This window comes from Flagellimonas sp. 389 (assembly GCF_018449435.1).
Taxonomy (GTDB): domain Bacteria; phylum Bacteroidota; class Bacteroidia; order Flavobacteriales; family Flavobacteriaceae; genus Flagellimonas.
Window position 1 is genome coordinate 73,280 of the sequence record NZ_JAHCMU010000006.1, and the last position, 23,644, is coordinate 96,923.

A 23,644-nucleotide genomic window follows, 5' to 3' on the forward strand; every position below is an offset into this window, starting at 1 on the left:
GGTTTAGTGAGTGTATATCAAATTTACAAAAAAATATTAACTGTCAAATAAAACAGTATCGACAGTAAAAACGTACTCAAAGCCAGCTTCTTAAGCTCACCATCTAGCCGTATGGGCTCTTTTGTATTCAACACTTTATACAGATGGAAAAAGATAGGTACAAAGGCCAATAAATATAATGATTCTAGAATACCAATGCCTTCTAACCATGTGTACCCTAGCATACTAATAAATGCAATCAGAATTAGAAAAAGGTGATAAATCTTTCCGTTTTCAAACCCCATCTTTACCACAAGCGTATTTTTATTATGCTTTTTGTCCGAAACAACATCCCTTAAATTGTTCAAGTTTAAAACACCAACACATAACAGTCCAATAACTACAGCCGGTAATACAGTAACCCAATACAAAGACTTTGTATAAAGGAACATGCTTCCCAAAACACCTACAAGGCCAAAGAATAGAAATACAAATGCATCACCAAAGCCTTTATATCCATAAGGATTAGAACCCATGGTGTATTTTATGGCTGCCCAAATGCTGAAAATTCCAAGAACTAGAAATAACAGAATGTACTTCAGGTTCTCAAAGCCAAAAGCAAGGTAGATAAGTACTATTGCTAACAACAGACTCAAAACGGTAGCCACAATTATCCCTTTTTTAAGAACTGATGGGGTAAGAGACCCACTTTGAATAGCTCTAGAAGGCCCTATCCTATCTTCATTATCTGTCCCCTTAATACCATCACCGTAATCATTGGCGAAATTAGAAGTGACCTGAAATCCAATAGTCGTCAGTAATGCTAAAATAAAAATGGAAATATCGAAAAAACCTTGTTTGTGTGCTAAAGCTGAACCAACTATAATACCCGAAAGCGATAGCGGGAGTGTTCGCAATCTAGCGGCCTGTACCCAAGCCTTGAATTTATCCAAATTAATAGGGGTCTTCTATTTGTACTCTTTTCCCATCTTGGTAAGAAGCAACAAAAGCATCTTTAAAGCCCATGTCCACCAATTGTTTTCTGAAGGATTGTGCTTCATCCAAGGTTTCAAAGTTACCTAACGAATAGGCATAAAAAGGATTGGTTTTTACAAATAAAGTGTTTGTCAAGGCCTCTGATGCCAATGTCATATTGTTTTCTACAAACGACTTTACTTGAACTGAATATATGGTCTCTTTATCCAAGAATGCTTTAGCAAGGTAAAACTCCTTTACCAAGCTTAATTCTTCATTTTGAACTTTAAGATTATCTATACGTGTTTTTATGGCATCTAAACTATCTATTGAGACCAATAAGTTACTCTGATTTTCAAATGAGTTTTTGCTGCTTAGTCCAGCCGTAAATGAAGTTATGGCCAATAAACCGATAACAAAAAGACCCGTTATTCCTAATAGAACATTGCGCTGTAGCCTAACTTTTTGTAAATCTCTGTTCTTAAATTTTATTTGATCTAAAAGTCTTTCGTTGATAATCTGTGCTTTATCAACGTCCTTATGTAAATCCAGTAAATCGCTTTCTTCAATAAATGGCATATTAGTTGGGTTAAAGTTTATGAAAACAAGCTAAAAGCATAGCTTTCAGAGGGTTAATATACACTAACGCAAAAGTATAGTTTTTGTCCTAAGAAAAAAACTTACAGCTCTTAAATTACTAACTTTAATTTAACAATCCAACAGTTTCCCATTTCGTAAGAATTACAACATCCGAATTCCGTCAGATTCTATTGTAATTTTACGTTCTTTATATAAAGTTCCTATTGCTTTTTTGAATGCTTTTTTACTTAAATGAAGGGTGTTCCTTATATCCTCTGGAGCAGATTTATCGTTCAAGGCCAAAAATCCATCGTTATCTTTTAATTTTTCAAAAATCAAGTTAGCAGTGGGCTCTAGCATCTTAGCGCCAATTGGTTGCAATGAAATATCTATTTTAGCATCCGGTCGAACTGCTTTGATATATCCTTTAAGATTTTTTCCAATGGAAATTGGTTTAAATACATCGCTCTCGAATACCAGTCCCTTATATTTTCCGTTAATTATGACTTCCCATCCTAAAGGTGTTTTTCGATAGACCAATAAATCTACCTCATCATTTACTGGAATATCAAAACCGTCATTCGATAAAAACCTCTTAATTCGACTTGAGCCTGTTAATCTAAAGGTTTCTTCATCTAAATAACAATAAACAACGTATTTTTTCCCTTCTTCCATTTCAACACCCTGCTCCCTGAACGGTACAAGTAGGTGCTTTTCCAACCCCCAGTCCATAAAAGCACCAAAAGTACCAACTTCGGCAACTTCCAAAAAAGCAAAACTATTGCGAATTATATAGGGTTTAATCGTTGTAGCTATAGGTCGCTCGTTATTGTCCAAATAACAAAACACCTCTAAATGACTATCGATTTCAAAATCTTCTGGCACATATTTATTGGGCAAAAGAACTTCTGTACCCTCATCATCTCCCAAAAATAATCCTACACTTGTGCTCCTTAATACCTTTAAAGTATTATAATTCCCCAATTCTATCATAGCACAAAGGTATACTGAAATTTGGGTATAAAAAAAGCTGCCAAAGGCAGCTTTCCAAAACGTTTCGTCCTATTAATTATAAATGGATTCTTTTCCAAAATGTTTTGCTAACATATAATAGATAACAGCACGATGTTTGTTTCTATCGCTTCTTCCATATTTATCAATGACACTGTTGATAGCGTTCATTAAATCTGGACTATCCGAAAGACCTAGTTTCTTGATAAGGAAATTGTTTTTTACAGTTTCCAATTCTTTGTCATCCGATCCCGAAACTTTTGAAGCATCTAGATTGTAAATAGCTGGTCCAAGACCGATAGCAACTTTGGTCAAAAGATTCATATCTGGAGTTTCACCAAACTTATCCTTTACATCTGCTGCGTACTTTTCAATTAATTCGTCTCTTTTACTCATGATTGTTAGTGTTCTTTATAAGATTACAAGATTTCTTAGCTTCTAAGATATAAAATCAAAATAACTAAGCAAAATTTTATCATTTTGTAATCGAGGGGTATCTATTTCCAATATTTTGGCATACTGGGATTTACTGTAAAAGTCTTTCAAGCAATTTTTAAGCTCTTTTTCGTTATCAGCTTTTAAATATTCCAAGCCATACATCTTGGCCATATGCTCAGCTGTAAGCCCGTGTTCAGTTTCAAAAAAAGTAGCAAACTCCTTTGTTTCTTCTTTTCCCGGTAAAATTCTAAAGATGCCTCCACCAGAATTATTAATAAGTATAATCCTAAAATCTGGTCGAATATAACCGTTCCATAGCGCATTGCTATCGTAGAAAAAACTCAAATCACCTGTTATCAAAAGTGTTGGTTCTTTGGCATAAACCGATGCTCCAATTGCCGTAGAGGTACTTCCGTCTATACCACTTGTGCCCCGATTACAATAGACTTTTAAAGACGCATCCATCGGAAACAATTGTGTATACCTTACGGTTGAACTATTTGCCAGATGAACCTGATATCCATGCGGAATGGTTTTCTGTAACAGGTCAAAAACAGTAAAGTCCGAAAACTCAATTTGATTTATATATGTTTCACGCCCAGCATCATACTTTTCTTTTACTTTACTCCAATATTGGTAGTAGTCACTGCTGATATTGCTATTTGAGTCCAACATTCTTCGTAGAAAATAATTTACATCTAGCTTTATATGTTCAGACAAACAAAAGAAAGTGTCATATGCTTTTTTAGTATCGATATGCCAATGCGCCTTAGGCTGGTACTTTCTTAAAAAGGATTTTATTTTTTTCGAAACAATAAGTCCGCCAAAGGTAATTAACAGTTCAGGTTGAAGCGCTTTAAAAAGTTCTTCGTGCCTTTCTGATTTTTCTATTGGAGCAATTATACTGTCTATACTGGAGAAAAATTTTGGATGATGAATATTCGAAGTTGTCTCTGTAAACACCAACATTGTATCGTCATCTGCAAGTGATTCCAAAATTCCTTCATCAATTTCATTGGGATGGTTCACCCCTACTAGAATCATTTTACGTTTACTGGAGTTCCAGGTTTTTAGGAATGCATCCCAATTTTTAATATCAGATTCAATCTCTCTGTTTTTTGTAACCCCGGGGACTTTAATGCTTGTTGTCTCAACACAACCATATAAGGGCTCTTCAAAAGGTATATTGATATGAACAGGTACATTCTTTAAAATTGCTATGTCCAGTACCTTGCTTATTTCCGATTCATTATAAACCTGAACAATGTCTTGGGAATCTATATCTTGTGGTTTAGTAAAATGGGCGACCTTGTCAGGAGAATGGGCAACGTCTTGCTTTAAATTAGCATTGTAACCAATATGTTTTTCAAGAACATTTTCCTGCCTTATCGTTTGTCCATCACCAATATCAATTTTATATAAGGGCCTATCCGCGGATACGACAATAAGCGGAATATCACTATAGAATGCTTCCGCTACCGCAGGATAGTAATTTAACAGGGCACTCCCCGAAGTACATACAACCGCAACCGGTTCCCGTAGTTGTTGTGCCATCCCCAGGGCGAAGAAACCGGCACACCGCTCATCAACAATACTAAAACAATTAAAAAATGGATTTTTAGTAAAACCAAGTGTTAACGGGGCATTTCTAGATCCCGGCGAAATCACAATATTTTTTATTCCCCTCGATTTAAAATAAAGAACAAGCGTCTGTGCCGAAGGAATATTCGAATACATCATGGATTACAAAAATACGTTCCAAAAAGACATTCGCCCAAAATTAATATGCATCAAATTAAATTGTGCGTAAGATTGTTTTGCTTTTGTTCTGTGTTTCAGACCATTCACTTTCAGGTTGTGATGCCGATGTTATTCCGCCACCAACAAAAATAGAGGCCTCATCATCTTTTAACTCCATACACCTTAAATTAACGAATAAGGCTATCGTTTTTGTCGCTCCTAAATTGAGTTCCCCTAAAAACCCAGTATAAAAAGTACGTTCATAATTTTCATTTTCCTTAATAAAAGCCTTTGCCTCATAAGTTGGGATACCACAAACGGCTGGTGTAGGATGTAATGCGGCTATGATACTCTTTATTTTTGTTTCTGATGTTATTGTTCCAGTGATTTCAGACTTTAAATGCCACAATTTTCCGGCTTTTACAGACTTAACTTTTCCAACCTTGAGGTCTTCTACAGCATCACGAAGCTTGTCCTTGATGTAATCGGTAACCATTTTTTGCTCTTCTATCTCCTTACTGCCCCAATCAGGCAAAGAAGTTTTCTCCACAGGCAAAGTTCCCGCGAGCGACATTGTGCGTAGGTTTTTGTTATGGGTTCGCATTAAGGTTTCGGGTGTTGCTCCACACCATGTTCCAACTTTTGGGTGATAAAACCAATAACAAAATGCATCTTGATAGCGGTTTAAGAGATTTTGAAAGATTTCATAAGGTGGTTTTGATAAAGGCACATCAATTTTACGGGACAATACCACTTTTCTTAATAGCCCCTTATTAATTTGTTTGATTCCTTTTGCTATCAAATTCAAATGAAAGTCTTTTCCTGACTCTGCTAATGTAACATTCACATCTAAATCTAACCGCTCCGCTTCAAAAGGGACAGTTTTGCTCTCATCCGCTTTAATCAAAATAGCATTGTCATCTAAATCAAAAGGCGCAAAAACAAATCCGCTCTCCTCAAAATCCAAAGTAAAATTTAAGTCAGGGGTAGTTTGAAAAACGGCCCTAACTTCATTTTCTGAAGGTTTTCTATAGATTGAAAATGGCAATCCTTCTTTTATATAAAGATTCGCCTTTTCTAGAAGTTGATGAAAGTCGCTATTCTTTTGGTAAGGCAATGGTAGTCAGTTTACAATTGGAAATTAAATCTCCTTCCTCGTTTGTAATTTTTATTTCCCAAAGTTGGGTAGTTCTACCTTTATGTATTATTGAAGCTTTGGCATATACAAAACCTTCGCGTATTCCTTTAACATGATTCGCTGCAATCTCAATACCTCTTACATAAAATTCTTGTCCATCCAAGAAAATATAAGATGCAGCACTACCAACACTTTCCGCCAGTGCAACAGAAGCCCCCCCATGCAACACGCCATCTGGCTGGTGCACCTTAGGAGTCACTGGCATTCGCGCTATCAAAAAATTCTCTCCCACATCAACATAGGTAATGTCCAAGGTCTCCATTAAGGTTCCTTTGCAGATACCGTTGCAAACTGCTAGAATTTTCTCTTTATGCTCGTTCATACTTCATTTTTTTGTAAAATTACGCAAAGCTTGATCAATTGTCCCCAAGTTTTTAAACTCCTAAATGTATCTATGGAAAAGACCGTCTCCTACAATACTAAAAATACATATGTAACCTTGAATACGTTGACCCATGAAACAAAAAATGTATGGGTCGTCTTTCATGGAATTGGTTATTTAAGTCGCTATTTTATTAAGCATTTTGAACGTTTAAATACCAATCAAAACTATATTATAGCGCCACAAGCACCATCAAAATATTATTTAAAAAACGAATATAAGTATGTGGGCGCGAGTTGGCTTACCAAGGAGAACACCCTGATGGAAACAGAAAACGTATTGAACTATATTGATGCAGTGTTCAATGCAGAACAAATTCCTCCTGAAGTCAATCTTATCGTTTTTGGATTTTCACAGGGAGTTTCGATAGCAACACGCTGGGTAACCAAAAGAAAAATACAATGCGAGAGCTTGATTCTTTATGCTGGTGGAATTCCCAATGAATTGACCAAAGAAGATTTTGAATATTTAAATTGGAATGCGACAACTGTTAAAATCGTATATGGTGAAAAGGACGATTATTTAAATGAAGAACGATTGAAGCAAGAGAAAGTTAAAATCGATAAGCTATTTCAAGGAAATGCTAAACTCATTCGTTTTGAAGGTGGCCACGAAATGAATACAGAGGTGATTAAAAATTTGGTTTGAAAATCTCTACAGAAACCTTTGGGATTTGCTTCAACTAAAAAAGAAGTTTTAACCTTCTTTCTCATCAACAGGAAAATATGTAATTCTACGTGTGGTGTAGGTATTGTCCGGTGTTATGATCTGTTTTATCCAATTTTTCTCCTTATTACTGTCAAACTGAAAAATATACTCCTTTACAGATTGGGAAGTCGCTGTTTTTGAAGTGACTTTATCCAACATGCCGTCCTTATCATAGGTGTATAATAACTTCTTTTCTTGAACAAATTTCTTTTCGGTGGTACTGTACCTAAAAAATTCTTTGGAAATCAGTTTTTCATTCACATCAAAAATCTCTTCTACGGCAGTATTTGGTTCACCATCAATGTACTCCTTGGTCAAAACTATTTTTTGGACTCCTGCCTTACCTTTTCTTTCTGAGGTTCTAATTGATTTTTCAAGCACTGAATTAATGAAAAAACTCTTGGTCAATTCATTTTTGTATGGGGTATATTCCACCGTGGTTTCGTCAACCCCATCTTCATTTGAAGTCGTAATTTTTACCAACCTACCTTTGGCATCGTAAACATATTCTTGTTGCTCTAAAAACTCCTTGTCGTAGGAGATGATTTTTTCAAGAACTTTTTTTTGGGGCAAACTGTCAACCGAATAAAAATTAGCCATAGAAGTGGTGGCGTCAAGGATATTGTTTTTATAACTCTCCATACGCTTTTCCAAAAGCTCGTTGTTGCTGTATTTATAATAGGTGATATCCTGGTCCGTATCATTGTATTGTGTTACAGTCTTTACAAGAAGACCGTCTCTATTGAACTCAAAAGATTCTTTTCCATAATCCGTAATTACTAAACACGACTTCACCTTCCCTTTAAGGTCAAAATCTTGAACCTTAAATATTTGCATATCCTGCGACTGAAGAACAGCAAGAAAGACAAGATTAAAAAATAAAAGTGCAACGTAGTTTTTCACCATATTGCAAAATTACTTCTTAATGAGGCAATTAAAAAATTAAAAACGTGTCTTGCTCTTAAAAATAACCTAAAGAAAATATGATTTAAAACTTTCGCTGCGGAGCAAATGGAACGATCTCCATAGACAATTTCTTTCCAGAAATTAGTTCTGTGACCAATTTACCTGTTGCGGGGCCCAAACTCCATCCCATCATTGCATGGCCAGTAGCAAAGGTCAAATTCTTATGTTTTAGGGAGGTTCCGATGTAGGGAAGTCCATCTGGTGTCACGGGTCGTAACCCACATTGAGCATTACTTTTATCTTCTTCAGATATTTTAAGACCTTTATAATAACGCGCAGCACCATGGGCAATAGCTTCTACTCGTTCTTTACGTATTATTTTGTTGATGCCAGAGAATTCCATGGTTCCAGCAAAACGAGTAAATCCTTTCATAGGCGTAACTGCCATCTTAGCTTCCATTAAAATAGCTGGCATTGTTATATTGGTAGGACCCGCTACATTTATTCGATACCCTTTACCTGCTTGCAAGGGTAAATTTATGTTCATTTTTTTAGAAAGTGCTGAAGTCCATGAGCCCGCAGCAAAAACCACTTCATCCGCATGGTACTCATTCTTGTTGGTCTTTACTTTTGTTATTGCATCTCCATTGGAAACTATATCCAATACTTCTTCGTTCTTCCGAAGCTTCACTCCTACCTTGGGCAAAAAGTTGACCATTCGTTCCATAAACTGCGAGGGAGTTGTATGTCCATCACATTCATAGTGGATAGCACCCAAGGCATTCAAATCAACATTAGGCTCTACCTTTTGTAAGCCACTAGCATCCAAATAATTAACTTCCAGTCCAAGATCTCCAGCTTTCTGTGCTACTTCCATTTCATGGTCTCTGGCCTTTTCTGTTTGGTAGAGCATCAATAGACCTTTGCGCTCTAAATGAAAATCCCCTAAATCTCCAGAAGCTTTTATATCCTCATAGAGCTCCCTGCTCAGCAGATTAATATCCCTAATAATGGGCATGGCACGCTCCACCTTTTCCTTTGAGGATGATTTTTTAAAATACCAGGCCCATTTCATAAAATCCAAATCAAATCTTGGTTTCATGTAGAAGGGGCTGGAAGAATTGAACATGTACTTGATTCCTTTGGAAATCATTCCTGGAGACGCCAACGGGACAATATGACTGGGAGTAATGTACCCAGCATTTACAAAAGAAGCTCCAGAAGTAATATCGCTTTTCTCCAACACCGTAACCTGATGCCCTTCTTTTTGAAGAAAATAAGCTGTGGAAAGGCCTACTATACCTCCGCCTACAACAATAACACTCTTGTTTGCTCCCATATTACAACACTTGAAATCCCATTGCATAAGGATCATTATCCGTATCTATGGTAATGGTATTCCTTCCATAGATTTTTGCCCATCCCTTTATGCTAGGTATGATTGCCTTTTGATTCATTATTGTGGTCTCCTGTTCCACTTTCCCAACAAATTTAGAACCAATAAAGCTCTCATGTATATATTCTTCTCCAATTTTTAATAGTCCCTTGGCGTGTAGCTGCGCCATACGAGCAGAAGTACCTGTACCACAAGGAGACCGATCTATAGCTTTATCACCATAAAAAACTGCATTTCTACCCGAAGCATTTTTGTCGATTGGATTGCCTGTCCATAAAATATGGGAAATCTTGTTGATGTTGGCATTCTCTGGATGGATAAAACGATTTGGGTAGGTATCGTTGATTTTCTTTCTGATCTCCTGTGAAAACTGAATCAATTCACTAGCCTTAAAACTATGCATTCCTGAAAAATTTTTCTGTGGGTCGATGATGGCATAGAAATTACCACCAAAAGCAACATCAAAAAAAAGCTCTCCAAGTCTGGAAGAGTGGACCTTTAGTTGTGTTTCTGCGAGATAACTTTTAACATTGGTAAGTTTTACCCACTCCACTTTCTTATTTGGCTTATGATAGTCTATTTCTACCAAACCCGCTGGGGTTTCCAATCGTACGTTCCCCTTTCTTTTTGGTTGGATCAATCCTTCTTCCAATGCAATGGTAATGGTTCCTATTGTCCCATGTCCGCACATTGGCAGGCAACCGCTTGTCTCTATAAAAAGAACCGCAATATCATTTTTGGAATCATGTGGTGGATATAGGATACTTCCACTCATCATATCATGTCCGCGTGGTTCGAACATTAGTCCCCTGCGAATCCAATCATATTCCCGTAGAAAATGTTGTCGCTTTTCCTCCATCGTCTTTCCTTCGAGCTTGGGTCCACCATCGACAACCAAACGCACAGGATTTCCACAGGTATGCGCATCAATACATTTAAATGTATGAACTGCCATTTAGAATGATGGTATTTCGGGTCTGGTCTTCACTCCTTCCTCAATAATCGATAGTACGCGGCTACGTTCCTTGCCCTGTAATGGCATTCGTGGTAATCGTACATGTTCGGTTCCTATGCCAGTCGCAACTTCGGCCAGTTTTATGTTTTGTACCAGTTGTGGATTTATATCCAACTCTAGTAAAGGCATAAACCACCTATAAATTTTAGTGGCTTCCGCTACCCTGCCCACCTTGATCAACTCATAAATTGCCACAGTTTCCCTTGGGAAGGCACAAACCAAACCTGCGACCCAACCTTCGGCACCCATTACAAGACTTTCCATAGCTAGGGTATCAACTCCACAGAGAACCTTCAAACGTTCCCCAAATCTATTTTTAATACGGGTTATATTGGTAAGGTCCCGGGTGGAATCTTTAACTGCTTTCACATTTTCGTTTTTTACAAGTTCCGCGAACATATCAAGGGTTACCTCAATTTTGTAGTCCACTGGATTGTTATAAATCATTATTGGTAAGGAGGTGCTTTTTGCTATTGAATCAAAGTAAGCCAGCGTTTCATAATCCGTTGCTTTATATTGCATTGGAGGAAGGATCATTAATCCTGAAGCTCCGTATTGCTTAGCTTTTTCCGCTGCAGCAATAGCATTTTTCGTTGTCTTTTCGGCTATGTTCATGATGACAGGGATTTTACCGTCAACCAACTCCACCGTATGCTCAATCAATACCTTTTTCTCGTTATCGTCAAGTGTACTCGCTTCGCCCAATGATCCACCTAGTATTATGGCGTGTACTCCAGCTTTTATCTGGGCATTAATGTTTGTTGTAAACATTTGCATGTCCAATTCATCATTTGCGGTAAACTTGGTGGTGACCGCAGGCATTACTCCTTCCCAATCTATTTTCATTAGTATAAATAGTTGATTATTAAGTTACCAATATACATAAAAGGCATCTTAAAAGTATATGTTTTCTTTAGCTATCTTTTGATTATTTTTGGGAAATTTTGAAAACATATTTCATGAAGAAAATTTCTTTGATAGTTATAGGTATTATATGCTCCTGTAACACTTCGCAGAAAACAATTTCTGAATACTCGACTCCAAAAAAAGAGGTAGATCCAATAGCGTATGCTCAAACCATAACGGAAGAAGATTTAAAAGAGCACCTCTATACCTATGCTTCAGATGAGTTTGAAGGTCGTGAAACTGGTAAACCCGGACAAAAAAAAGCGGTTGCTTACCTTAAAGCAGCATATGAAAAATTAGAAATACCCGCAGCCAAAACAGATGGAGATTATTTTCAAAATGTACCGTTAGAAGTCGCCAAAGTTCCAAAAGGAACAGTTTTGATTGATGGGAACACGTTTCAATTAGGTGAAGATATCCTCACTTTTACTGCAGCTGAAGGCGATTTTTCCAATGTGGTCTACGCTGGCTACGGTATTGAGGAAGGTGATTATTCCGACTATAGCGAATTAGATGTAAAGGACAAATTAGTCCTGATCAAAGCTGGTGAGCCAATGAACAGTAATGGCACTTACGTGCTATCTGGCACAGAAGAAAAATCGGCATGGAGCAACATGTCCGAAGCGATGGGGAAAAAATCCAACTTAGCCGTTGAAAAAGGAGCAATTGGTGTCCTGTACTACGATGCACAGAATTTTGCCCGATTCAAAAATTATTATGAATTCATGAAAGGGAACAATAGTGGAAAAATGGCGCTTAAAGATGAAACCAGTTCCAATTTTATTGTGCTATTGAACAATAAATCCGCTACTACTTTTATGAATGATATTGATGGGGACAATGTTCCAAAATCAATTTCAACAGATGTGAAAATCGATATAGTCAGTGGAAACGACCAGATAAATTCAGAAAACGTTGTTGCTGTCCTAAAAGGTTCTGAAAAGCCTGACGAATACGTGGTTATATCCTCACATTTAGATCATATTGGTGTTACCGCTAACGGACAAATAAACAATGGTGCCGATGATGATGGATCCGGTACTGTTGCGCTCCTTGAAATTGCAGAAGCTTTTAAAAAAGCGGCAGAAGCTGGAGAAGGTCCAAAACGTTCCATTGTTTTTCTACATGTCACTGGTGAAGAAAAAGGTCTTCTGGGCTCAAAATATTATACGGATTATAATCCTATTTTTCCATTGTCCCAAACAGTAGCAAACCTCAACATTGATATGATAGGAAGGATTGACCCAAAGCGTGTAGGAGACCGAAACTATGTCTATTTAATAGGTTCCGATAAACTGAGTACTGAATTGCATGACCTTTCTGAAACTATAAATCAAAAGTATACCAATATCGAATTGGATTATACCTATAATGATGAGAACGACCCTAACAGATTTTATTACAGGAGCGATCATTACAATTTTGCCAAAAATAATATCCCGATCATCTTTTATTTTAATGGTACACATGCCGATTATCACCGTCCCGGAGATACACCAGATAAGATAAATTATGATTTACTATCCAACAGAACTAAACTTGTTTTTCATACAGCTTGGGAAGTTGCAAATAGGGAAGAAAAAGTTATTGTGGATAAGCCATCCAAGTAAAATAAAACTTATCCAAGAACAAAAAAGCCCCTTTGAATAAGTGGGCTTTTTTGGATGGAATGTCCCGTCCTGAAATAAGTCGACTTTGCGTCAACTTATTTTAGGACGACTCATAAAACGGGATTCACTTCGGCTGAGCTTCTCACCCCTCCCTTTAATACCAAAAATAAAATCCCGAGCCTTGAAACAGACCCGGGATAGATTTGAAATTATGGGTGGAAGACGGGATTCGAACCCGCGACCCTCGGTACCACAAACCGATGCTCTAACCAACTGAGCTACAACCACCATTTAAGCGGTGGCAAAAATACTTCTTTTTATTAATTCAATCAAATGAAATTTAACTTTACTTACTAAAAAAAGACAAAAAACAGCACATACAATACCTATTCATTTCTAGTACTCAGTATCAGTACTCTTATGTAATATTTTGTGGCAGTAGAGACAAAAATTTGGTTGATTGCATGCATGATTTAGTACAAAACTTCGGTGAACAACACTTTAAAATAGTTAAAACACACAATTATTGAGCTTTCACAACATTTTATTCCTAAAAAGTGCGCTCTAAACTATTTTTATGATTCAAGATTTTGAAAATATATGCCCCAATCGACCTGCTTTTATAACCTACAAAAGTTATTGTACAGAATAACATTGATCAGTTGTGTCGTATTCATAGTATACCCCCTCCAATCCCAAAAAATAAAGAGGGACAGTATTGTCTACAAATTAAATCGATTACAATCCTCAAAGCAGTTTAATCCACAGGATACCACATACATAAACTTGCTCTCCAGCCTTGCTTCTACTTATCGTTTTATAAACAAGGACAGTCTGTATGTTATTTCCAAAAGAGTATTAAAACTTAGTAAGGATGTAAATTATACAAATGGTAAAATTAAGGCCCTGGAGGCAATAGGTGATTTTTTTTCTGATGAGGGAAATCATAAAAAATCAATGGCCTACTTTAAAAAAGCACTCCATCTAGCGCGAAAAACCGGCAATAAAGAATATGAACTTAGTATTATAAACGGGCTTGGTCATGATTATGACTATGAAGGAAATAATGCCGAAGCGCTAAACCTTTATCTAGAAGGAATAGATGTAGCTAAACAAACGGACAATAAACACATGTTGTCAATTCTTAATGAAAATATCGCAAGTCTATACATTCGACAAAAAGATTATAAGAATGCACTTGTTTTCTATGATACCGTACAGGCCATAAATGAAGAAATGGGGAATGAAGTTTTCCATGCTGAAACACAAAGCAACATGGCATCCTTATACAAGGATATTAAAGATTTCGAGCAAGCCATGTTCAATGTTAACAAAAGTATCTCCACATTTGAAAAGCACAAGATCTATGATTGGCTGGCATATGCGTACGAAGTCAAGGGAAGCATATATCTAGAACAGAAAAAATACCAATGGGCTTTATATTGGTATGACCAGGCCAATATGCTCCACAAGCAGCAATTGGACGACGAAAGGGAAAAAATACAATTATTAAACGGTATGGCCAAGGTCTACCTTGGTCTTGAGAAGGATAGTCTATCCTTACAATATGCAAAAGAAGGTTTTCAATTATCCAAAAAAATCAAATCATTACAGGGGCAAATAGACTGTTCAGAAACTTTGTACAAGCTGTACAAAAAGAAAAATGACTCGGATAACGCTTTGGTGTATCTGGAGACTTTCAAACAGCTTTCCGACTCTCTCTCCAAAGACAAAAGCAAGCAAAGTCTTGCCTTATTAGAAACAAAACTACAATATGAAAAAGAAAAAGATGATCTAATTACTGCCAACGAAACCGCTCTGGCCAAGCATAAAAGCTATATTTACTTGACTGTTGCTATTTTAGTTATCTTAACTTTCATAACTTTCTTGATACGCCGCAGTGAGCACATTCAGAAAAAATTGAACAAGGAGCTTCACGAAAAATCCAAAGTGGTCAGTGAACGGGAAGTGGAACTACACGAAAACAATAAAACGAAGACCAAATTATTTTCCATCATTGGACACGATTTACGCGGGCCTATCGGTGCGCTACAAGGGATGCTCAAATTATTTACAGATGGTGAAATTGGTAAAGATGAGTTCATCTCTTTTATTCCTAAGTTAAAATCCGATGTAGAAAACATATCCTTTACATTAAACAACTTATTATCATGGGGGCAGACCCAGATGAATGGGGTTACCACCAAACCCAAAAGGCTTTCTTTAGATAAGCTGGTGAGCGCCAATATTAAATTACTATCGGAAATAGCCTCTGGAAAATCAATAAAAATAATCAATCAATTACCCGAGAATCCTTTGATATATGCCGATCACCATCAAATAGATATCGTAGTGCGAAATCTTCTGAGCAATGCCATAAAATTTACTCCGGAGAATGGTCTAATTACAATTGAAGCAGAAGAAAAAAAAGACATGTGGGAAATTATTATTCGTGATACAGGTATAGGCATGAACAAAGAAATACAGAAAAAAATCTTTAAAAGCACTACCAATATCACCACATATGGTACCAATAATGAAAAAGGAACTGGTCTTGGCCTTTCACTTTGCAAGGAAATGATTCAGAAGAACAAAGGTGAGATTTGGGTAGAAAGTATACTCCGCAAAGGATCATCTTTCCATTTTACAATTCCTAAAGCAGAAAAAAGATACCAGAACGCCAGCTAAAGTTAAACTTAAAGCGATTATATTAAATCATCAAGATTATCTACCGCCACATAGCGCTCAGCCGTAAAACCTTCTGCATACTCGACCCCAATTAAACGTCCTAAGTCCCTTGCTCTGTAATTTACACTATCGATAAAATTTTTACTACTTATAGGTGTTTCGGGTTCATCACTATTCGGGTCAAAAAATTGAGACCTGTACGCTAGAATGGATGCTGTCTTTTTCTCGATAAAACCAGATACATCAACTACAAAATCTGGTTCTAAATTCTTCCATTGAATAAAATGATATACAACTTTAGGCCGCCATGCCTCCTGCCATTGTTCCTCGCCATCCATTTTGGTGTCTATTTTGACCAAACCACTTAAAAAGCAGGAATCGCTAACCAACTTACTCCCTTTGGCATGGTCAATATGTCTATCATCGATTGCATTGCAGAGCACAATTTCTGGACGGTATTTTCGGATTGTTTTAATGATCTCTAATTGATGTGCCTTGTCATTGGTAAAAAAACCATCGGCGAATTCCATATTCTCACGGACGGAAACCCCTAATATCTCGGCTGCATTCAGCGCTTCTTTATCCCTAATTTCAGCAGATCCCCTAGTACCCAACTCGCCACGGGTCAAATCAATGATTCCGATTTTTTTCCCTTTTGAAATCTCTTTGGCAATGGTGCCTCCAGCACCTAACTCTGCATCATCTGGGTGAGCACCAAATACTAAAATGTCTAACTTCATGTATCTATTTTATGCAAGTACTGTTATGGATTTAACTTTGGCAATGGCTTGTTCAATATCTTCTATTAAATCTTCCACCTCTTCAATACCTAAAGAAAACCGTATCAGTGTATCTTTAATTCCTTGCTTTTCCCTATCCGCTGGTGTCATTAGTGCATGCGATGTTTGGGTTGGTGAAAGCACCGTACTTTCAACTCCTGCCAAACTCATGGATGGTTTTATGAGCTGTAAATATTTAAAAAACAAGGAAGTATCAAGTGAAGCATTTAACTCAAACGAAAGCATTCCCCCAAATCCTTTCATCTGTGACTTTGCCAATTCATGATCAGGATGGGTTTGAAGTCCAGGGTAATATACATTTTCAACATTCTTGTTTCCATTTAAATAGGTTGCCATTTTCATGGCATTTGCATTTTGGGCATTTACCCGAATCGCCATTGTTTTTATACTTCGCTCCAAAAGCCAAACGGTGTAATCACTAAGACTACCACCAAAACAAATAGCTGTTTGGAAAACCTTGTCCATATTCTCTTGGGTCGAAGCAATTACTCCTGCACAGATATCTGAGTGCCCTCCCATATATTTTGTAGCACTATGCAACACCACATCGATGCCAAAATCAATTGGGTTTTGGTTGATGGGGCTCGCAAACGTGTTATCTATCATGGAGAGGATGCCATGCTTTTTTGCCAATTTACCAATAGCATCCAAGTCAGTTACCGTTAACAAAGGGTTAGATGGGGTTTCTATATAAATTACCTTGGTATTCGACTTAATTTCTTTTTCAAAATCATCTACTTTCCAACCATTGGTGAACGAATAATTGATGCCGTATTTCTCAAACTGGGTGACAGCAAAATTGTAAGTGCCTCCATATAAGGTCTGTTGTAGCACAATGTGATCTCCCGCTTGTAAGAAAGCCATCAAAGCAGTACTTATTGCCGCCATTCCACTTCCAAAAATCAAGGCAGCTTCAGCATGTTCCAAAGCTGCCAGTTTTTTGCACAACGCTTCTTGGTTGGGCGTATTAAAATATCTAGGATAGCGTTTTACATCAACATCCTCAAATGCATAGGAAGTACTCATGTACAAAGGGGATACAGCCCCTTTAAATTGTACATCTTCCAACTCTCCCGTGTGGGTACATGTCGTATTCAGACCTTTAGTGCTCTTTTTCATAGGTTTAAAACTTTAGGCTAAATATACAAAACCCTTACACTTGAAACTTCTTCCAGTCCCCTTTTTTAAACCATACTATTGCCATAATCGCAAGAAGTATTTCTGCTGATGTGATGGCAATAAAAACGCCTATCGCACCCCAGTCCAAAACCAAGGCCGCAATATAGGCCAGCGGTAATTGAAACATCCAAAAAGAGAAAAAATTAATCTTTGTTGGTGTTTTGGTATCTCCCGAACCATTGAATGCTTGCGTCAATACCATACCATAGGCATAAAACACATAGCCTATCGCTATTATCTGAAGACATAGTGCTCCATTTTCGACAACACTGGGCGTTACATTGAACCATGAGATGATTGTTTCTGCAAACACTAAATAGAGTATGGATACCAATCCCATAAAGTAGGCATTGTACTTTCCCGTTTTCCAAACAGATATTTCTGCCCTTTCAGGTTGTTTAGCACCAAGGTTTTGACCTACCAAAGTTGCCGCAGCATTGCTCATTCCCCATGAGGGCATTAAGCTGAACATCATCACCCGTATGGCGATTGTGTACCCTGCAAGTACTTCACTGCCAAACTCGGACATGATGCGCATTAGGAATACCCAACTGGACGTGCCTATCAAAAACTGGGCAATTCCGCCTAAAGAGACCTTCACCAAGTTTATCATTACGTTCAAATTGAAAACCAAATCTTTGAGAGCCAATTTTATTTTGCTCCATCCAAAAAACAAAATCCCTAATTGAAACAGTACTGCAGTTCCCCGCCCTATGTTTGTAGCAATCGCTGCACCCATTACACCATATTCCGGAACAGGTCCCCATCCAAAAATAAAGATCGGGTCAAGGATAATATTCAACCCATTGGAAAGTATTAAGGCCCACATGGCAATGGAGGCGTCACCAGCTCCCCTAAAGATAGCATTGATCATGAAAAGTAGCATAATAGTTATGTTACCTCCAATCAAAAACTGAGTGTAGCCATAACCTTCGGCAATCAAATCTGGCTCGCCTCCCATCAACCCAAGAATTTCTTTGGCGTAAAAGATACCCATTATGCCTAGTCCAATAGAAATTAGTATTCCGAGACCAATGGCCTGTACCGCAGCTATCCTCGCACCTTGAACGTCCTTCTCTCCTATTCTACGTGCAACGATTGCAGTAGCAGCCATACTTAAACCAATGGCAAGAGCATATACCAAGGTAATTACAGATTCTGTTAAACCAATTGTAGCTACTGCATTTACGCTGACTTGTGAAACATAGGCAATGTCGACCAATGCAAAAATGGATTCCATTAGCATTTCCAGAATCATGGGAATGGAAAGCATAAAAATAGCTTTGCGAATACTGCCGGAGGTAAATTCTGTTTCCTTGCCCGTAACAGCAATCCAAAAATAGCTAAGTGATTTCTTTAAAAAAGATATATTGAAGTTTGTCATTATATTGAATTATGTGTAAAAAAAGAATGGAAAATGTCAATTCGTCGGGAAAGTCTCCCAATTACTTTTTTGGCTTATTGCCTATGACATCTATAGTGTACATAATTCTTATAACTTCATGATGGTGCAAAGATGTAAAAAAAATCAATACTATTTTAAAAAATTGTATTGCTTGCCTAAAAAGTTGTATCATGAAGCTCGAAAACTTTATTTTTAGACCGAAAGCCAAACTAAAAAGTTTTTTATGCGATTTGTTTTTTTTCAATGCTGTCTATTCTTATTTGTGTTCGTTTCATGTAAAAACACTGCAGTTCCAGTTGTAAGTAAACCTAATGGTTATCAAGGGCAGGGAGCAAATCCTGTTGTGCCTACTGTAAACAAACCCGTTCAAAAACAGTGGAAAGGGGTATGGTCTTTTGATAACGATACTACTTTTTTTACCAATGATTTTGATGGAGCTCGTTTAAATGGGGTTGCTGCAGACGGAAATAATCATTATACGGTTTTGATCACTGCGGAAAACACACCAATAAACGTTAGTCCCTGGTACGCATTTAAGATTTGGACAGAGCGTCCAAGAGAAGTAACCCTTAAACTTACTTACCAAGATTCTAGAAGTCGTTATTATCCAAAAATAAGTTCGGACGGAATTCACTTCAAATCCATCGACAGCATGGCATTCAAAGCCATAAATCCAGGTGAAGGTGAATTTGGAATAAAAGCTGCACCAGAGTTTGTGGAGCTGACCTTGTCCATCAAAAAAGAACCCATTTGGATAAGTGCGCAGGAACTTTATCCTTCCAAACGCGTCAACAAATGGATAGATTCACTTTCTTTAAAACCATACATTTCGAACTATGAAATAGGAAAGACCACAGAAAATAGAGCTATGCAGCTTATGGAAATAAAAGGAGACGGTGCCACTAAAAAAGCAGTGATGATAATCGCTAGACAGCATCCCCCAGAAGTGACGGGATTTCTTGCCATGAAGTCCTTTATTGAAACAATTTCCAGCGAAACGACCCAAGCAAAGAAATTTAGAAAAACCCATACTGTTTTTGTGGTACCCTTAATGAATCCAGATGGTGTGGACAATGGGCATTGGCGTCATAATATGGGTGGTATTGACCTAAATAGAGATTGGCAAAACTTTAATCAACCTGAAACCAAAAGTGTACGAGACTTTTTGAAAAAAAAGAACAAGGAAGGATACGAGTTCGTTTTTGGGGCCGATTTCCATTCCACTTGGGACGATATCTACTATCCTTTGGATACTACCGTAACGGGGCAAAAGGGTAAAATTGTCTTTGATTGGATTGAAAGCATCAGTAACGGACTTCCCCAGAAAAAATCCAATGTAAAGCCATCCGACAAGCTGGATCCAACCATGGTATCGCGCACTTATTTTTTTGTGGAACACCAAATGCCCGCAATTGTTTTTGAGCTTGGTGACAATACGCCACGGGATTTCTTGAAACTCAAAGGTAAAGTAGCCGCTGAAGAACTAATGCGATTATTGGACACTTCCAAATAAAACTATTTAGTGTAATTAACGCGGTATCGCCAAAAACTTATGCCGCCCAAAATAAATACACCCAATACGGTATACCATATAAAGTTTGGGGTAATCACTTGATCGCCGCTTGCATAACTATGCAGACCAACAAGGTAAAAATTTACTCCAAAATAGGTCATCATAATACTGGCAAAGGCAACAATGCTCATAAAACTGAATAGCCATTTACCGCGAAGGCCTGGAACCAAACGCATGTGTAATACAAAAGCATAAATCATGATCGAGATCAGTGCCCAGGTTTCTTTTGGGTCCCAGCCCCAATAACGACCCCAACTCTCATTGGCCCATTGCCCCCCCAAAAAGTTGCCAATGGTCAACATAATAAGCCCAACGGTCAACGTCAATTCATTTATGATGACCAGCTCTTTGATATTAAGGTCCATTCGTTTCTTGTTCTTTTTTGTGGTGAGTATGATCAATAAAAGCGATACGACTCCTAAAATCATTCCTACGGTAAGCGGACCATAACTTCCAACGATTACAGCAACATGAATCATAAGCCAGTAACTGTCAAGAACTGGTTGCAAGTTAGCAATAGAAGGGTCTATCCAATTTTGATGCGCCTGCCATAAGAGCATAGCGGTCACAAAAGCACTTGCTGCAATGGTCAGCTCACTTTTTCTTCCAAAAGCCAGTCCCATGGCCATAGTCGCCCAAGCAACATATAAAATACTCTCATAAGCATCGCTCCATGGGGCATGCCCCGAAATATACCAACGTAAAATAAGGCCCGCAGTGTGCCATAAAAAGAATATGATGATAGTGCCCTTAAGTACATAGGATGCAGCTTTCCAGATTTCCCGTTCTTTAAAAATTTTAAAAATCAGTACAAACAACAACAATCCGCCGACCATAAAATAGTATGTCCACAGGCGATTAAAAATATCCAGCCTATTGTACAAAATCTCGGTTTCTATCTTTTTCTTAGGTGGTAGAACTTCAGAACCATGGTTTTTTTGATTTTGATGAAACGCTGCCAATAACTTATCCGATTCCGTATAATCACCTGTTTTTATGGCTCTTTGTAAGGTGTTCAAATAATAAGGTACACCATTTGTCATAAAATTTGCATATAGTGAATCCTGTACTTGATATTGTCCCGACCTAAATTCTATTGCGGATATCCATTTGTTGTTATCATCATTTAATAGTGGAAATATTTTGATAATATTCCCGCTGAGGGCCAAATTCAATAAACTTAGGCGTTCATTTACTTTTTTAAAATCCTTTTGAAATTTGTTGGGTATGTTGGTGGAAGTGGCATCTTCTAAGTATTCTTGTAATTTGTACCTACCCTCTTCATTAAAAAAATCGGTCGTTTTAACAAACTTCTGTCCTTTTGGTGCCCCAATAATTTTACGAATACTGTCGTTCTCCGTTTTACCAAGGGAAATAAACTCTACATTGAACCATACAGCTGGGTTCAACATCATGGACAAGAAAACCTGATCGGAATTCATGTCCCTGAATTTATCGTTACCGCTCAATTTTCGTAACAATTCGGAAGAAAAAGTATGGATAGGTTTCATACGACCTCCTTCATCTTGAATGACCAAAGCACCAAACCTGTCAGCATGTTCTTTTGAGACCGTTGTAGCATTTAAGACCGAATCAACCTCTGCTTGCGTGGGCAAATTGGAATGTGCATGGTCGTTCGAAGTATTTTGCTGCGCAGAAGTAAAGGTGGTAGCCAACAACAAAGTAAGTACTGCCACTGTGGCTTTCTTTGCCTTTACCTTTTCCAAGGATTTGGCCAAATCCTTGAATCGTGTCTTCCCAAAGAACATTATCCCCATCAATCCAAGGTATAACAAAAAGTAACCTATATAGGTTATCCAAGTTCCCCACGCATCATGATTTACAGATAAAATTGTTCCCTTCTCATCGGGATGAAAGCTTGACTGAAAAAAGCGGTACCCTTTGTGGTCCAATACATGGTTCATATAGATATCATAATCAAAATTACGTTCGTCCTCAACCGTAATCTTGCTCATAAAAGAAGCGTAGCCAGCTTCGGTACCAGGATATTTTTCAGCTATAAAATCGTTCAGTTGAATTGAAAAAGGGAGTTCGTATATTTTGGAACCATAACTCAGTGAAAAATCCAATCCACCTACCTGTATTTTATCCGAAAAATTGGATGTCCCCTTACCTCCCAATAGTTTTTGCTCCACGGTTTGCCCATTAGCCGTAATCGAGACGACCAAGGCATCCTGTGTAGCTTCTGTAATCTCTTCTTCGGGTACCTTTACGATTCCGTAACTACCCTTGACCAAAGGCTCAGGGATTACAAACTGCATGTTCGCCATATTATACAAGGAACGTAATTGCAATGTCTGTAAACTATCACTGGCAACAGAACCTCTTAACTGGTCTGCCATACGCATAAAGTCGCCTTCAAAGGGAGAGTTTATTTGATAGTTATCCCCCACGGCATAAATGTTTATTGCTCCTTTGGTCTCTTTATTGAGGGCAAAAAGAACATTATGAATGCTAGCGATCTTTCCATTTTCCAAATAATGCTCGTGACGTTCTCCGTCTCCAGCCTCAACTATTTTTAGAAATTCATTTCCGTTTTCATCTGGAATCAAGTCTTCTTTGGCTCCACCTATAAAATCAACATATGAAATGGTAAATGGATTCCCATCAAAATTGGATTTCCATGGAAGACTGGAACGTTTTCCCTCTGGTGTCACTAGAATATCGTCTTCCAATACCTTCCTACGGGTCTCCCCTTCTATATCACCGTCTACAAAAACTGTTAAATACGTTTTATCGGAATAGAATCTATTTTCTGAGTTTCCCTCCCTAATGGGCATCATCCCCTCATAACTTATGTAGCGTGTCACAAAAGCACCGACTATAATCAGAATCCAAGATAGGTGCAATGTAAGAACGGGCCATTTTTTAAAGGTAAATAGCTTGTAACGAAACATGTTGCCAATAAAGTTTATAACGAAAAATACCATTATGGCTTCAAACCAAGTAGCATTGTAAATGTAGATTCTGGCTGTCTCCGTACTGTACCAAGTTTCCACAAATGTTCCAACGGCCATTGCTGTGGCAAAGACCAAAAAAAGAACGGCCATAAGTCTTGTAGAAAAAAGGGTCTTTTTAAGTAGTTCTATCATCTAACTCAAGATGGTTTTAAACATGCAAAAGTACCACCTTTTT

At 37.7% G+C, this 23,644-nt stretch carries 19 protein-coding genes and 1 tRNA gene; 4 read left to right on the top strand and 16 right to left on the bottom strand.

The window, feature by feature from the left end; genetic code table 11:
• Positions 1-23: 23 nt before the first annotated feature.
• The 7 genes from menA to KIM67_RS06795 form a co-directional block, all read right to left on the bottom strand.
• Positions 24-932 carry a 1,4-dihydroxy-2-naphthoate octaprenyltransferase gene (gene menA / locus KIM67_RS06765; RefSeq protein WP_213830588.1) on the bottom strand — a complete coding sequence of 303 codons (909 nt, stop codon included), beginning with the start codon at positions 930-932 and terminating at the stop codon, positions 24-26.
• A 1-nt stretch (position 933) separates the two neighbouring features.
• Positions 934-1,533 carry an SPOR domain-containing protein gene (locus tag KIM67_RS06770; RefSeq protein WP_213830589.1) on the bottom strand — a complete coding sequence of 200 codons (600 nt, stop codon included), beginning with the start codon at positions 1,531-1,533 and terminating at the stop codon, positions 934-936.
• Between the two features lie 162 nt (positions 1,534-1,695).
• The gene (locus KIM67_RS06775) at positions 1,696-2,526 is read right to left on the bottom strand and encodes a S1 RNA-binding domain-containing protein (protein ID WP_213830590.1); all 831 of its coding nucleotides are present in this window, start codon (positions 2,524-2,526) and stop codon (positions 1,696-1,698) included.
• 72 nt (positions 2,527-2,598) lie between these two features.
• On the bottom strand, positions 2,599-2,940 hold the full coding sequence (locus tag KIM67_RS06780) for a DUF2853 family protein (RefSeq protein WP_213830591.1): 342 nt from the start codon (positions 2,938-2,940) through the stop codon (positions 2,599-2,601).
• 42 nt (positions 2,941-2,982) lie between these two features.
• A complete protein-coding gene (gene menD, locus KIM67_RS06785) occupies positions 2,983-4,722 on the bottom strand; it encodes a 2-succinyl-5-enolpyruvyl-6-hydroxy-3-cyclohexene-1-carboxylic-acid synthase (RefSeq protein ID WP_213830592.1) in 1,740 nt (579 codons plus the stop codon).
• Positions 4,723-4,777: 55 nt separating this feature from the next.
• Entirely contained in the window at positions 4,778-5,839 is a 1,062-nt protein-coding gene (locus tag KIM67_RS06790; RefSeq protein ID WP_250149182.1) for a chorismate-binding protein, read from the bottom strand.
• Positions 5,820-6,242: a PaaI family thioesterase gene (locus tag KIM67_RS06795; protein ID WP_163419072.1), complete on the bottom strand. Its 423-nt coding sequence runs from the start codon at positions 6,240-6,242 to the stop codon at positions 5,820-5,822. The genes KIM67_RS06790 and KIM67_RS06795 overlap by 20 nt, the downstream gene beginning before the upstream one ends.
• Positions 6,243-6,314: 72 nt before the next feature.
• On the opposite strand from KIM67_RS06795, the gene KIM67_RS06800 reads away from it, so the two are divergent.
• Entirely contained in the window at positions 6,315-6,950 is a 636-nt protein-coding gene (locus KIM67_RS06800; RefSeq protein WP_213830593.1) for an alpha/beta hydrolase, read from the top strand.
• A 48-nt stretch (positions 6,951-6,998) separates the two neighbouring features.
• Here the strand turns inward: KIM67_RS06800 and KIM67_RS06805 are convergent, their stop codons facing one another.
• The 4 genes from KIM67_RS06805 to KIM67_RS06820 form a co-directional block, all read right to left on the bottom strand.
• On the bottom strand, positions 6,999-7,847 hold the full coding sequence (locus tag KIM67_RS06805; protein ID WP_250149183.1) for a hypothetical protein: 849 nt from the start codon (positions 7,845-7,847) through the stop codon (positions 6,999-7,001).
• A gap of 151 nt (positions 7,848-7,998) precedes the next feature.
• Positions 7,999-9,255 carry an FAD-binding oxidoreductase gene (locus tag KIM67_RS06810; protein WP_213830595.1) on the bottom strand — a complete coding sequence of 419 codons (1,257 nt, stop codon included), beginning with the start codon at positions 9,253-9,255 and terminating at the stop codon, positions 7,999-8,001.
• 1 nt (position 9,256) lies between these two features.
• Positions 9,257-10,267, bottom strand: a complete 1,011-nt coding sequence (locus KIM67_RS06815; protein WP_213830596.1) for a 4-hydroxyproline epimerase — start codon at positions 10,265-10,267, stop codon at positions 9,257-9,259.
• Positions 10,268-11,173: a dihydrodipicolinate synthase family protein gene (locus tag KIM67_RS06820; protein ID WP_213830597.1), complete on the bottom strand. Its 906-nt coding sequence runs from the start codon at positions 11,171-11,173 to the stop codon at positions 10,268-10,270.
• A gap of 113 nt (positions 11,174-11,286) precedes the next feature.
• Between KIM67_RS06820 and KIM67_RS06825 the strand changes: the two genes are divergently transcribed.
• The gene (locus KIM67_RS06825) at positions 11,287-12,843 is read left to right on the top strand and encodes a M28 family peptidase (protein WP_213830598.1); all 1,557 of its coding nucleotides are present in this window, start codon (positions 11,287-11,289) and stop codon (positions 12,841-12,843) included.
• A gap of 213 nt (positions 12,844-13,056) precedes the next feature.
• Here KIM67_RS06825 and KIM67_RS06830 read toward each other — a convergent pair.
• Positions 13,057-13,132: transfer RNA gene (locus KIM67_RS06830), tRNA-His, on the bottom strand.
• 350 nt (positions 13,133-13,482) lie between these two features.
• Here KIM67_RS06830 and KIM67_RS06835 point away from each other — a divergent pair.
• Positions 13,483-15,531 (top strand): tetratricopeptide repeat-containing sensor histidine kinase, encoded by a 2,049-nt coding sequence (locus KIM67_RS06835; RefSeq protein ID WP_250149184.1) that lies wholly within the window; start codon positions 13,483-13,485, stop codon positions 15,529-15,531.
• Between the two features lie 17 nt (positions 15,532-15,548).
• Here the strand turns inward: KIM67_RS06835 and bshB1 are convergent, their stop codons facing one another.
• Genes bshB1 through KIM67_RS06850 form a run of 3 tightly spaced genes read right to left on the bottom strand, consistent with a single transcriptional unit; the run spans position 15,549 to position 18,894 of the window.
• Positions 15,549-16,271, bottom strand: a complete 723-nt coding sequence (bshB1, locus tag KIM67_RS06840) for a bacillithiol biosynthesis deacetylase BshB1 (RefSeq protein WP_213830600.1) — start codon at positions 16,269-16,271, stop codon at positions 15,549-15,551.
• 9 nt (positions 16,272-16,280) lie between these two features.
• Complete coding sequence (locus tag KIM67_RS06845) at positions 16,281-17,450, bottom strand: PLP-dependent aspartate aminotransferase family protein (RefSeq protein ID WP_213830601.1); 1,170 nt, start codon at positions 17,448-17,450, stop codon at positions 16,281-16,283.
• A 34-nt stretch (positions 17,451-17,484) separates the two neighbouring features.
• Positions 17,485-18,894, bottom strand: a complete 1,410-nt coding sequence (locus tag KIM67_RS06850) for an MATE family efflux transporter (protein WP_213830602.1) — start codon at positions 18,892-18,894, stop codon at positions 17,485-17,487.
• Positions 18,895-19,138: 244 nt separating this feature from the next.
• On the opposite strand from KIM67_RS06850, the gene KIM67_RS06855 reads away from it, so the two are divergent.
• Complete coding sequence (locus tag KIM67_RS06855) at positions 19,139-20,428, top strand: M14 family metallopeptidase (RefSeq protein ID WP_213830603.1); 1,290 nt, start codon at positions 19,139-19,141, stop codon at positions 20,426-20,428.
• A 2-nt stretch (positions 20,429-20,430) separates the two neighbouring features.
• Here KIM67_RS06855 and ccsA read toward each other — a convergent pair whose 3' ends face one another.
• Positions 20,431-23,601: a cytochrome c biogenesis protein gene (ccsA, locus tag KIM67_RS06860; protein ID WP_213830604.1), complete on the bottom strand. Its 3,171-nt coding sequence runs from the start codon at positions 23,599-23,601 to the stop codon at positions 20,431-20,433.
• Positions 23,602-23,644 lie beyond the last annotated feature (43 nt).